The sequence below is a fragment of the Chloroflexota bacterium genome (genome assembly GCA_026389585.1).
Lineage (GTDB): Bacteria > Chloroflexota > Dehalococcoidia > UBA2247 > RBG-13-53-26 > JAPLHP01.
The window spans coordinates 1-11,896 of record JAPLHP010000054.1 but is presented as its reverse complement, the minus strand read 5'-3'; the positions used below and the strand labels follow the sequence as shown (position 1 = coordinate 11,896).

The following is an 11,896-nucleotide window of genomic DNA, read 5'->3' as shown; positions in this document are numbered from 1 at the left end:
GGACCGCCATGATACTGGCCGATAAGTGACCAGCGAAAGAGTGATGCCATTCAGGCGGAAGGGGGAATAGTGCGCTTTTTTGGCTGCAGGCAGCCCTTTTCGGCATTCCTTGGCCGCTAGGAGTGGGGAAAGTCCTCCGATAGCAACCCCCAGCTTCTGCTTACGGGGCATATCCCCGCTCCAAGACCACACCAAGCCTCTCACCACACCGATAACGAAAACAGGTGGTGGATTTGGGTTTTGATCTCCAATTGCATATTCCTCTTCGATGTGTTAGCATAACAGGACTGGTGTCAGTTTAGGTTATCAATAGTCTGTTAGCCCTCCCCGAGTGCAGCCACGGGCTCTGGATGACCCAAGTCTGGCCAAATATGAAAGAAAGGAGGTCATCCAATGAGCTTTGTGGACAAGACCATCAAGTGTTCTGACTGCGGGTCCGATTTTACCTTCAGTGTCAGCGAGCAGGAAGCGTTTGCCCAGAGGGGCTATACCAACGAACCTAAGCGCTGCACAGCGTGCCGCGCAGCCAGGAAACCCCAGGGCAGCAGCTTCTCGGGCGGCAACAGTGGAGCCAACCGGCAGATGTTCCCTGTGGTGTGCGCCGAGTGTGGCAAGCAAACAGAGGTTCCCTTTGAGCCGCGCGGAGGCAGACCTGTCTATTGCAGAGATTGCTACGGCAAAAGACCTGAAAGCCAGCGACGTTGATCGCAGCGAGCAGAGGGCGGTTAACACCGCCCTCTGCTGTTCTTAGCAGGTAACTGTATCATCCTGTAAACCGGCGTTTTCCGGAGGAAGAGGGCAATTGTATGGAGACATGTGTTGTCGCCCATCATTGGCTCATCGACACTCTAACGACAAACGGCCTATATCATGCTACGTGCAAGAACTGCGGCGCAGAAAAGAATTTCCCCCAACAGAGCAACCGCTTGATATTCCGCATGTTTAAGAAGCCCATCCCACTGCCAGCCGCGCAACCACCAGTCGTCCACTGATCCACAGCGCAAATACCAGCAGTATCCCGGGCGCGGCCAATTGCTACCCATTTTCATCGTTTGAGATCAACTTTCTATTCCCTCCCTTAGCCCAATTGGTTAACATTTAGTACAAAGTTGGGTACAATATCCAAGGAAATAGGGACAGCGAGGAGGTGTTGTTCTCATGCCTACTCGCATCGTGACCCCCAGTGAGCTCAAGGTGAAGCCGGGTGCTCTGATAGCTGAACTGGAGCAACAGGGTGTGCCCCTGCACGTCACCCAGTATGGCAAACCAAAGGCTGTTATTGCACGCTATGATGAATACGGGGCATTGATGAGGAAGATCGAAGCCCTGAAGGACATGCTGCCCATGAAGGAATGCCTCTCTGCACCGGAGGAAGAGGCCATCAGTCTGAAAGATTATGAGCACCGGCGAGCGGCCCGTGTTCGAGGTTAGACTCTGCGTTGATGAAGAAAACAATCATATAGAAGTTGGGGAATCCGCCGCCGCAGCGAGAAGACTTACAGAGGAGTCGAGAACCTGTTTCGCCGCTAAACTGATGACTGGGCCTCGGAGGCTGCAGTTTCACTGCTATAGGTAATATCCCCCCGAACGGTGAAACTGGCTATGCATATTCAAGCATTGCGTGGAAATCACGGCGGGGATTGACCTGAGTATCAAATACCTGCTAAAACTGGGGAAGGCTGTTGTGAGACTGATCTCTAGCTGAATTCAAAACAAGAGAGAATTGAGGTACAGTGATGAGTAAGGCAGGTGTCAAGTTCCCCAAGAATAAGATTGCTGAATTCTGTCGCAAGCATCATATTCGTAAACTGGCCATCTTCGGCTCGGTCCTGCGGGAGGATTTCGGCCCCGGCAGCGATGTTGATGTGCTGGTGGAGTTTGAGACGGGACATATGCCGGGTCTTGCCTTCTTTACAATGGAGAGGGAACTTTCCGAACTGCTGGGGCAGAAGGTGGATCTGAATACGCTGGAATTCCTCAGCCGCTATTTCCGAGAGCAGGTCATAGCCGATGCGGAGGCTCTATATGTCGCGCCATGAAGACATCGTCCTCCTGCATCACATGCTGGATCATGCCAGAGAGGCAGCCGATATGGCACAGGGCAAGACGCGGAGTGACCTTGATAGGGACCGCAAGCTTAACCTGTCGCTGGTTCGTCTTCTGGAGATCGTTGGCGAGGCGGCGAGCCGTATGACTTCGGATGAACGGACTCACTATCCCACTATACCGTGGCCAGAGATTGTCAGTTTGCGCAACCGGCTGATCCACGGCTATGATGCAGTGGACTTCGATATCCTCTGGGAGATCATCACTCAGGACCTGCCATCTCTCATTGCAGAGTTAGAGAAGACCATTCCACCTGAAAAGAATCCGTAGAATGGGGAGCGAGTGCGTGCTCACCGACCCGGAGTACCGCTTCGGCAACCGCCTGCGGGGGAGGAACTTCCCCCTGCCCCTTCTGAGAAGGGCTTCATCGTCGGGGTCTACGAGAAAGCCACGGGGCGCAGGCCGCTGTAGTTTCACTAATAGGAGGCATTTCGGGGAATCAAAGCAGGGGATTGACCTGAGTATCAAATACCTGCTAAAACTGGGAAAGGCGCAGTTGTTATGACCCAACAAAGTACTGTAAAGGCCTTTGTCTGGCAGGGGGATACCCACTACGTCGCCGAGTGTGTCGATATCGCTGTGATAACCCGGGGCAAAACCCTTAGACCAGACCCTCAAGAACCTCCGGGAGGCCGTAGCTCTTCATCTGGAAGGCGAGAATAGAGAGTGTATCGATGGTCAAGGATAGAAAGACTAGGAAGCTCATTCTGGACATTGTTGACCAGATCAAGGAGAGGTATGAGCCAGAGAAGATCATCCTCTATGGGTCATATGCTTATGGCAAGCCCACTGAGGATAGCGATATAGACCTGCTGATAGTAAAAGAGACAGATAGCAGGCGGGTTGACCGCTTTGTGGAAGTCAAAAGGCTCATTTATGACCCCAAACGCCGTATCCCAATTTCGCCCTGATCTATACTCCCATAGAGCTGGAGGAACGCCTTGCCCTGGGCGACGATTTTGTAGAAGATGTTCTGACCAAGGGGGAAGTGCTCTATGCCAGACAAACAGGATAAGAGAAAGATCAGATTGGAGTGGTTTACGTGAGGGGATCATGATCTGCAAAGCGCCAGGCTTCTCTTCCAACAAGGTGGACATGGTGATACGATTGCTGTTCTTGCCCAGCAGGCTGCTGAGAAGTACCTTAAGGGCTATCTTTTAGCCTATGGCTGGAAGCTCCAGAAAACCCACGATCTGGAAGTGTTAGTCAGCGAGGTGACAAGCTACGACAAGGCCTTTGAGCAGTTCCTGGATTTTGCCAGAATAGTTTCTGCTTTTTATCTGGAAGATCGTTACCCACCCGGCCCTCCTGTTGACTACCCCAGAGAGGAGATAGCCGACATCCTGGAACAAGCCGGGAAGCTCATCGCCAAGATAAAAGAGGCAATATAGATTAATGCCTATCCCCACCGTCAAGAGCTTCATCATCAATAGACTGCTAGAAGAGATGGAATCGCTTTCTGAGGAGAGACTCAAGGTTCTGGCTGATTTTGCTGTCTATCTCAAGACAAGAGAGGAATGGGAGGCAACTGCAGAGATCCTGGGCAACACAGAGATGGCCCAACAGATAAGGCGGTCCCGCAAGGCTTGGACTAAGGGCAGGAAAGAAGAGTTTGTCTCTCTGGATGAACTTAAGGCGAAGATATGATGTATAAGCTTGTTTTGAGCAGGGATGCTGCCAAAACCCTGGAGAAGCTTACCCCACAGATGAGGCGTCGTATCATCGTGGAAAAACTAAAAGAGAGCCCATCTAGTGCTTGGTTGCAAGAATAGGCGCCATTCTCTTTGTGAGCGGAGACCCTTCGCCTTCGCTCAGGGTGACAAACCGCATAAAAGTCATGGTGACATATTGCCCACTGTGTCATTCTGAGCGCAGCGAAGAATCTCGATTGTTACGCCGATTTGTGCAACCAGGCACTACTCTTCCTTCCTCAACACGATAGAGTCGAACCAGAGCAGGGACAGTGCAATAGCGCCGATCACTGTCACTACTCTCGCCCAGCCCGGCCATCCGCTGAAGAAGACGTAGACTATTGCGGCTATTGAAATCACCGCCGCCGTGAGCCTTCGCCAGGAGTCAAAACCGAGGACTGAATCGCAGCCAGGACATCGCCACGGAGGCAGACCCCAACCGAAGTACATCAGCCGCAGCAGCGACCGGCCGCACTTGGGACAGTGCTTTTGCCCAATCTGCCATGGTGAGCGGTTCATCAGACAGGCCCTCTGCTCTTCCCTCTTAAATATGATGGGGTCGAATTGTACCCCAGTCTATAATGCCGTTCCCGGTCAGTCAAACTGGTTCCATCCCTTTGCCTTCTTTTGCCCTGTGGCAAGAGAGCCGAAAGCCTTGTTCAGCACCCCTTACCATTTTGCCGGAAACGTGGTATGGTGACATGGGGCCGCTGTCCCCCATGCAGGCATGCTGATGACTGGACATGACATGGTGCACATAGCAATAGCTCCGCCAGATGCGCTTGAGGCAGGTCTTGCAGAGAAAGTTGCAGCCATCGTCAATAAGGACCTTTTCGGGACACGCCTTCTCCTGGGCGCGAAGATTCCGAGGATAGTCGGCCATTACCAAACCCTCCAGTCAGCGGAGTCAATCGCTCAAAGCCTGAGATCTCTGGGACTGGTAGCAGTGGTGTGCCATGATTCGGAGCTTCGCCAGCCTTCTTCGGGGAGATTCAGGGCACACACTCTGGAACTGGGGGAAGGAGAAACCACATTCCGGGACAGGGGCCGGCAGGCGAGAGTGATAGAGGCACACAGTGTGTTCCTGATACTCAAGGGTAGGGTGCAAACCCACACCGAGGAAGAGACCACAAGTAGCAAGATGAAGTTCAGTTTGCCCGCAACATTGCTGACGGGCGGCATTCCTATCTGGCGTAGGGTTGAAGAGAAAAGCAAGAATCAGCCCGTTCAAACTGACTGTTTTGTGAGGCTGTACGACCGGAAGTCGCCGGAGCCCAGCGTGGAGATCTTCCAACTTGACTTCGATTATTCGGGACTGGGAGCGAAGATGGCCGCCTCTCTCGAAAACCTGAACACTCTCGTTACGGAAATGAGGAATAGATTCCCAGAGGCGGTTTTCGATAGCAGGCTGACAGAACACTTCGGGGTAGATGTTCCTTTTGCTACCCCGGGGGATGAGATTGAGATCAACTGCAAGTTGATCTACCTGTGCCATCAGGCCGTGAGCAGTCCCGGCCCGTCAGTATAACCCGGTCACCTGTATTCACACACCTCTTCACATGGCTATTGGAGCTCTTTCCGTATGGGCATCAGACAGAACTCCATGGCTGGAGGGGCAGCAGCGTTTTGACAAAGCAAGCACAGGGGGACTATCATTCTCAGCTTGGATAATACGGGCAGACGCATGGACTTGTGAGAGTGGCCTGTCTCTGCTTTGTCCCTGGCATCAGCCATTCGATACATACGATCTACAGGAATTGGAAAGATTGAGTACTACTGCACTCCCCGGCGGCCGGCGCAACCCGCATCCCCTGGACTACATCTTCCATCCCCGTTCGATTGCCGTTGTGGGCATCTCGGCTGACTTTCCCAAGATATGGATCAAGATGCTCTACCTGGACTCTCTGCTTCACAAAGGGTACCCCGGACAGATCTACCTGGTGAATCCAAAGGGAGGCGAGATGGAAGGACTTCCCATCTACCGCACCTTGAAGGATATCCCGGGGCCGGTGGATCATGTTGTCGTCTCTATTCCAGCTCCCTACACCCCGAAGCTGATGGAGGAGTGCCGGAATATCGGGGTTAAGGTGGTGCACGTCTTTTCATCCGGCTATGCCGAAACCGGTGAGCCTGACCGCATTGAACTGCAGAACAGGCTGGTGGAGATAGCCCAGCAGGGCAACATGCGCATCATTGGCCCCAACTGCCTGGGTATCTACTACCCCGGAGGCCGGATAGGCCTCAGCCCTGACTTCCCCATGGAGGCGGGGCCTGTAGGATATCTTTGCCAGAGCGGCGGGAATGTCAGCTATGGAGTACGGCATGCAGCTGCCCGCGGACTCCGTTTCAGCAAGGTGGTCAGCTACGGCAATGCCTGCGACATCAACGAATGCGACCTGCTGGATTATTTTGCGGAGGACCCTGAAACCAGGGTGATTGCAGCATACATCGAGGGCGTTAAGGATGGCGCGCGCCTGATTAAGGCGCTGAACAAAGCAGCCGCTGCCAAGCCGGTGGTGGTCTTCAAAGGAGGCTTTACCGGGGGCGGGCTGAGGGCTGCCGCTTCACATACAGGGTCTCTGGCTGGAACCGATGTAGTCTGGGACACCCTTATCAGGCAGGCCGGGGCGATACGGGTTTACAGCGTCGAAGAGATGGTGGATATGCTCGTCGCGCTGCTGCGCGTGAGGCCCCCCAAAGGTCTGAACACCTGTGTTGTGGGATACGGGGGCGGGGCCAGTGTCATGGCCACTGATGAGATCGAGAGCGCAGGGTTGCGGCTGCTTCCCGTACCGGAGGAGATGAGGGAAAAACTGAAGGAGTTTATCGATCTGGCCAATAGCATGCTCCGCAACCCGATCGACGCTGGCCCGATGGCTGCTATCGACGGTTTCGAACTCATTAGCAGCATGGGAAACCGCAATCCTGCTGAATACCTGAGGGAAAGGGCAGCGGCAGGACTTACGCCGCGTTGGAGCCGGCTGAACGCAGCTTTGCAGGAATGGCCCGGACTTGATCTGGTGGTGTACCATCATGGCCTTGACGTAAACCCCTTGCCGGTGGAGCGTCAAAGAGTTGCAGGCGGGACAGGATCGCTGGTACTGGCAGCAAAAGCATGTGAACTGCCAAAGGCGGTGGTGATTCACTCCATGGGGAATGACCAGACGCGGCAGGCCTCGGCCGAAGTGCGGGCGCTCTGCGCGGAATTCGGTCTGCCCCTTTTCGTCTCCATGCGGGGAGCAGCCGCAGCAATTCGGAAGCTGATCGACTACAATCAGGCCTACCCTGACAGGCTTTCCCGCGTGCATGCACCATCAGAGGCATAGCGCAGAATCAGCGCTGATAATCAGCGGTTCCTGTCTGTCAACCGTCAGGCCGGGGCCCGTCCGTTACTACTTCGCCGGCAGGCTGACTGCATGCCGGGCGGCACGGCGGCCGGCGAACACGCAGTCTGCGATGGAAGTCCCGCTGGCGAAATAGCCGTTGCCGCAGAGGCCTACGGCAGTCCGTCCGGCGGCATACAGGCCCTCGATGGACGATCCATCCTTCTTCACTACCTCGCCCGTCTTCTCGTTCACCACAAGGCCACCCAGAGTGATGGCTGCTGTAGGCAAGCCCCCCTTGGTGAAGGTGGAAGAGTAGCCCTGGAGGGAGATATCCAGCGCGTAGAACGGAGGCGTGTCCTGGGCCACGAAACGCTTTGGGAACTTGCCCAGCGGATCGGGCTGGCCGCTCTTCGCAATCTCGTTGTACTGCTTCATCGTCGCTTCGAGGCCCTCCACGGATACGCTAATCTTCTTGGCCAGTTTCTCAAATGAGGGAGCCTTCTTGCGGCCGAATCGCAGCATGGGCGTCATGGCCAGCTTCTGGAAGAAGGCGCACTGGTCCTTGAAATGGCTCTTTGCTTCCTCCATTGTCTTGCTGTCGATGATGAGGTAGGCGCAGCCGTTACCCTTCGTTGTTATGTACTCGCCCTGCTTGGCGCCGTACAGGTCCTCACTGCAGAGGCGCTTCCCGTCTTTACTCACCAGAACCCCCTGCATCAGCGCCTCGGGCGGAACGTAGAAGGTCCATGCCGCCATCTTGTCCATACGCGATGTGATCCCGCCAGCGCTCTCCCCCATTGAGATCCCCGAGCCGTCGTCGGCATAGGTGCCTAACGGCATGCATGTGCTGAACAGGCTGTTGCACTCACGGACCCGCTTCTTGTTGAAGATGAAACCGCCGGCTGCCAGGATGACACCTTTGCGGGCTCTTGCGTTGTAGGGGCGGGCGCGCACCATTGCGATCCCCGTGGCCAGCTGATTCAGCAGCATCGCCATCGGAGGCATATAGGTATTGAGCTTGGCGTTTATCCAGGTGATACCGCCATGGAAGCGCCTGAGGAATATCGAGCTTGGCGGTATCGAACGCGCTTCCACACCTATCACTCGGCCGTCCTCCGCCTGGATGAGCTTCATTACCTTGGTCTGGCACCGGACCTGGATCTTGTCGCTCTTGCGAACTGTCTTTTCCAGACTATGGAACAGCGTCAGACCGGAGATGCCTGGCCCTTTGGCGCGGTGGCCGCGCGGCGCCGGCTTCGCTTTGGCCTTGTAGGCGCCGTTATTCTCGCTTCCGGAATAATAAAGATAGTAGAGATCAGTAGGGTAGGACGTCTTGAACGGGCACAGCGATCCTTCAAATGGAACGCCAGCCTCTACCAGCCACTGGATATCTGCGGCCGATCCCTCGCAGAAGCGGCGCAGAGTTTCGTCCGACATAACGCCTTCGCCGATCTCCTGTTTCAGGTACTTGTACATTTCCTCGGGCGTGTCGTCGAAACCTGCTGCTTTCTGATACGGCGTCCCGCCCCCGGCATAGATGACAGCGCCGCTGGCAGCCGTGGCCCCACCGCCGTGGAAGCAGTCCAGCACCAGCACTGAGGCCCCCTTTTGAGCTGCCTCCAGCGCCGCGCATGCGCCCGCCCCGCCGAACCCGACGACGATGACGTCTACTTCAGCATCCCAACGAACATTATCCTGTTTTGCAGCCATCTTTTCCTCCTCAACGGAGAGCCAGGCCCCGATCAAACGGTAAAAAAGGCAGGGACCGCTCGCCTACTTTCCAAAAGGTATTCTACCCGCCATCCGATGTATTGGCAAGGGTTCCTGTGGAAATCGGGTGACGGATAGTCTGAAAGACATACGCTTCAGGCGCAGATTCCTGGTTCTAGTCCTTTTTGGGTAGCGATCTGATGATTTGTTGAACCCACCGTGCATTTGAATTATCATGACAGCATTACAGTTCTTGGTCTTTTCATTTTTTGTAGTGGAGGGTTAATTATGAAAGATACACATCCTCACCAGCTTATTGAACGCAATGTAGCCATGGAGTTGGTGCGTGTCACCGAAACAGCAGCCATGGCTGCCGCCCGCCATCTGGGCAAGGGCGACAAAAATCTGGTGGACGGGGCAGCGGTGAATGCCATGCGTCATGTCCTGGGCCATGTTCGGATGGATGGGATTGTGGTCATCGGAGAGGGGGAGAAGGACGAGGCTCCCATGTTATATATCGGAGAGCGGATCGGCGATGGCTCGGAGTTACAGGTTGATATTGCTGTTGATCCGATTGACGGCACCACTCTGGTGGCGAAGGGTCTTCCCGGAGCCATCTCCGCCGTGGCGCTCTCGGCCAGGGGGACGATGAACTGCCCCAGACAATTAGTGTATGTGAATAAGATTGTCACCGGACGTGAGGCAAAGGACTTTGTGGATATTGACGCATCGGTGGCGGAAAACTTGTAGAACATCGCCAAAGCCAAGAAAAGAAAGGTATCGGAGATTACCGTGGTAGTCTTGGACAGGCCGCGCCACGAGCAGTTGCTGTCTGAGATCAGGAGTGCGGGCGCCCGGATCAAACTGATTTCAGATGGTGATGTCGCGGCGAGTATACAGGCCGCTCTGCCCGAAACAGGGGTCGATGTCCTCATGGGCATCGGGGGCACGCCAGAGGGAGTCCTCTCCGCTGCGGCCATACATTGTATCGGGGGCGGTATTCAATGCAAGGCCTGGCCTCGTGATGAAAAGGAAAGAAAAGCAGCCATAGCCGAGGGGGTCAATCTTGACAAGGTCTACAAAATGGAGGACCTGGTAAATAGTGAGGATGTGTTCTTTGCTGCCACTGGGGTTAGCACCGGCGAATTACTGAAGGGGGTACGTTACTTCAGGGGCGGAGCACAGACACAGTCCCTGGCTATGCGCTCCAGTTCCGGCACCATCCGCTGGATTGATTCCTGGCACAACTTCGAACGGATGGACAAACCCAGTCTTTCCGGATTCCATTAAACGGCGGGCCTTTTTTTACAAACGGGGACAGGCAGCCTTGACCGCTGGCTTTCTGCTTGATAGACTCGTGGTCGGTTTGTTTAGCAGAGGATGAGCGTTTGATTAACAGCCACCGCGTATATTACGTAAACAAGGAGGGCCTTTTATCGTGATAAGATCGAGAATCCTCGGAGTGGGCCGGTATCTCCCCGAACGGCGCGTGACCAATTTTGACCTGGCAAAGATGTTTGAGACCAGTGACGAATGGATCCAGAAGCGCAGCGGGATCGTCGAAAGACGTTTTGCGGAGAAGGGGGTTTACTGTTCGGATCTCGGCCTCGAAGCTTCCCGCGAGGCCCTGAAGAATGCCGGGATGAAGGCCGAGGATTTGGATTTCATCATCTTTGCCACCCTGAGCCCTGACCACCACATGCCGGGGAACGGCTGCTATCTGCAGAGAAAAATGGGCCTTTCCGAAATCGGCTGTCTGGATATCAGAAACCAGTGCAGCGGGTTCATTTACAGCCTCGCTGTGGCTGACGCCTTTGTCAGGATCGGTATGTACAAGAGGATTCTCGTTGTTGGTGCAGAGATCCATTCCAGCGGAATGAATTTCACCAACGAAGGGCGCGACGTGGCGGTGTTATTCGGGGACGGCGCAGGCGCGGTGATTGTGGGGCCCTCAGAGGATCCATCGCGGGGAATCCTCTCCACACATCTTCACGCAGACGGAAAATATGCAGACATCCTGAGAGCGGAGGTTTTTGATATCAGCGAGAAGCCCTACCTCACCCACAAGACTATTGACGACGGCCGGATCTGGCCCAAGATGCAGGGGAAGGAAGTCTTCAGGGTAGCGGTGACCAAGATTCCGGAAGTGGTTGATGAGGCATTACGGGCCAGCAATCTCAAGGTCGAGGATATCGATCTGTTCTTGCCCCATCAGGCCAATCTTCGCATCAACCAGTTCGCTGCTGCAAAGTTAGGGGTCCCGGAAGAGAAATTCTACAGCAACATCCAGCGCTACGGGAATACGACGGCAGCATCGATCCCCATCGCCCTGAGCGAGATAGTAGAACAAGGCACCCTGCAGGAAGGCGATCTCCTCATGATGATAGCCTTTGGGGCTGGTTTCACCTGGGGAGCAATTGTCATTCGGTGGTAGGGAAAGTGATACTCTCGGCTATCTGCCCTGCTACCCAGGTGAGCCTTTCACCACACTGCCGCCGCTATTCTGAATACTCCTGGTACTTCCTGAAAAGGGATGTCTGGACATTGTCCGGGACACGGTTGGCAGGGCATGACAGGTGGCAGCAGCGCGTGCACTGCGTCCACCATACAATCCGAACGGCAGGAGGTGATTTGCAGGAGCAGCCACTGCCGGCTATATGGACAAACAATGGGACAAACCAGACAGGCAGGACATCTCTCTAAATCAGCCAGACTATCCCTTAGAATTTCACGGGCAGCGGCTCTCTAGAATGAAGCTGACTGCCTCTTTTCCAGGTGATAGTGATATACCAGGGGTGCTACTTTCAAACCAGAGTCCACCGCCTGCTGCGAACCCATGAATGCGGTGCTGCCTGCGTCGAAGCCGACGTAGAACAGGCCGGATATGGGAGATTTGGCCGACGGCTTGTATTTGCCACACTGGCCTATTGTCACACATAGTCCGCAGGCTTCGCCTCCTTGTGCTGGTAGAACTTGATCGCGGCTTAGAGCTGCCACCTGGACCGGGCCTGAATATGGCCCTTTGGATTCGATCACCGGCACTATTTCGGGGAACATCTCAGC

The 11,896-nt window shown here is 54.9% G+C and carries 13 protein-coding genes and 1 pseudogene; 11 read left to right on the top strand and 3 right to left on the bottom strand.

What is annotated here, in order from left to right:
- Nucleotides 1-393 precede the first annotated feature (393 nt).
- From NTZ04_04540 to NTZ04_04510, 7 genes are all read left to right on the top strand, one after another.
- Entirely contained in the window at nt 394-705 is a 312-nt protein-coding gene (locus tag NTZ04_04540) for a zinc-ribbon domain containing protein (GenBank protein MCX5991584.1), read from the top strand.
- Between the two features lie 453 nt (nt 706-1,158).
- On the top strand, nt 1,159-1,431 hold the full coding sequence (locus tag NTZ04_04535) for a type II toxin-antitoxin system Phd/YefM family antitoxin (GenBank protein MCX5991583.1): 273 nt from the start codon (nt 1,159-1,161) through the stop codon (nt 1,429-1,431).
- A 305-nt stretch (nt 1,432-1,736) separates the two neighbouring features.
- Nucleotides 1,737-2,039 (top strand): nucleotidyltransferase family protein, encoded by a 303-nt coding sequence (locus NTZ04_04530; protein MCX5991582.1) that lies wholly within the window; start codon nt 1,737-1,739, stop codon nt 2,037-2,039.
- Nucleotides 2,026-2,376, top strand: a complete 351-nt coding sequence (locus NTZ04_04525) for a DUF86 domain-containing protein (protein ID MCX5991581.1) — start codon at nt 2,026-2,028, stop codon at nt 2,374-2,376. Before NTZ04_04530 ends, NTZ04_04525 begins: the two co-directional genes overlap by 14 nt.
- Nucleotides 2,377-2,780: 404 nt before the next feature.
- The gene (locus NTZ04_04520) at nt 2,781-3,017 is read left to right on the top strand and encodes a nucleotidyltransferase domain-containing protein (protein ID MCX5991580.1); all 237 of its coding nucleotides are present in this window, start codon (nt 2,781-2,783) and stop codon (nt 3,015-3,017) included.
- Nucleotides 3,018-3,164: 147 nt separating this feature from the next.
- Complete coding sequence (locus NTZ04_04515) at nt 3,165-3,497, top strand: HEPN domain-containing protein (protein MCX5991579.1); 333 nt, start codon at nt 3,165-3,167, stop codon at nt 3,495-3,497.
- A gap of 4 nt (nt 3,498-3,501) precedes the next feature.
- Nucleotides 3,502-3,753 (top strand): hypothetical protein, encoded by a 252-nt coding sequence (locus NTZ04_04510; protein MCX5991578.1) that lies wholly within the window; start codon nt 3,502-3,504, stop codon nt 3,751-3,753.
- 269 nt (nt 3,754-4,022) lie between these two features.
- On the opposite strand, the gene NTZ04_04505 is transcribed toward NTZ04_04510, so the two are convergent.
- Nucleotides 4,023-4,316: a hypothetical protein gene (locus NTZ04_04505; GenBank protein MCX5991577.1), complete on the bottom strand. Its 294-nt coding sequence runs from the start codon at nt 4,314-4,316 to the stop codon at nt 4,023-4,025.
- Between the two features lie 214 nt (nt 4,317-4,530).
- Here NTZ04_04505 and NTZ04_04500 point away from each other — a divergent pair, with 214 nt between their 5' ends.
- Nucleotides 4,531-5,325, top strand: coding sequence for a hypothetical protein (locus NTZ04_04500; GenBank protein ID MCX5991576.1), 795 nt, complete (start codon nt 4,531-4,533; stop codon nt 5,323-5,325).
- 238 nt (nt 5,326-5,563) lie between these two features.
- A complete protein-coding gene (locus NTZ04_04495) occupies nt 5,564-7,123 on the top strand; it encodes a CoA-binding protein (protein ID MCX5991575.1) in 1,560 nt (519 codons plus the stop codon).
- A gap of 66 nt (nt 7,124-7,189) precedes the next feature.
- On the opposite strand, the gene NTZ04_04490 is transcribed toward NTZ04_04495, so the two are convergent.
- On the bottom strand, nt 7,190-8,833 hold the full coding sequence (locus NTZ04_04490) for an FAD-binding protein (protein ID MCX5991574.1): 1,644 nt from the start codon (nt 8,831-8,833) through the stop codon (nt 7,190-7,192).
- 288 nt (nt 8,834-9,121) lie between these two features.
- Between NTZ04_04490 and glpX the strand changes: the two are divergent.
- Both glpX and NTZ04_04480 read left to right on the top strand, forming a co-directional pair.
- Nucleotides 9,122-10,123: pseudogene (glpX, locus tag NTZ04_04485) on the top strand (class II fructose-bisphosphatase).
- 148 nt (nt 10,124-10,271) lie between these two features.
- Entirely contained in the window at nt 10,272-11,267 is a 996-nt protein-coding gene (locus NTZ04_04480) for a ketoacyl-ACP synthase III (protein MCX5991573.1), read from the top strand.
- Between the two features lie 311 nt (nt 11,268-11,578).
- On the opposite strand, the gene NTZ04_04475 is transcribed toward NTZ04_04480, so the two are convergent.
- A partial coding sequence (locus NTZ04_04475) for a hypothetical protein (GenBank protein ID MCX5991572.1) occupies nt 11,579-11,896 on the bottom strand: 318 nt, incomplete at its 5' end.

Coding starts and splice junctions, on each gene's coding strand:
- NTZ04_04520 (MCX5991580.1), top strand. CDS start 2,781: ATGGTCAAGGATAGAAAGACTAGGAAGCTCATTCTGGACATTGTTGAC.
- NTZ04_04510 (MCX5991578.1), top strand. CDS start 3,502: ATGCCTATCCCCACCGTCAAGAGCTTCATCATCAATAGACTGCTAGAA.
- NTZ04_04530 (MCX5991582.1), top strand. CDS start 1,737: ATGAGTAAGGCAGGTGTCAAGTTCCCCAAGAATAAGATTGCTGAATTC.
- NTZ04_04500 (MCX5991576.1), top strand. CDS start 4,531: ATGACTGGACATGACATGGTGCACATAGCAATAGCTCCGCCAGATGCG.
- NTZ04_04490 (MCX5991574.1), bottom strand. CDS start 8,833: ATGGCTGCAAAACAGGATAATGTTCGTTGGGATGCTGAAGTAGACGTC.
- NTZ04_04535 (MCX5991583.1), top strand. CDS start 1,159: ATGCCTACTCGCATCGTGACCCCCAGTGAGCTCAAGGTGAAGCCGGGT.
- NTZ04_04540 (MCX5991584.1), top strand. CDS start 394: ATGAGCTTTGTGGACAAGACCATCAAGTGTTCTGACTGCGGGTCCGAT.
- NTZ04_04505 (MCX5991577.1), bottom strand. CDS start 4,316: ATGAACCGCTCACCATGGCAGATTGGGCAAAAGCACTGTCCCAAGTGC.
- NTZ04_04525 (MCX5991581.1), top strand. CDS start 2,026: ATGTCGCGCCATGAAGACATCGTCCTCCTGCATCACATGCTGGATCAT.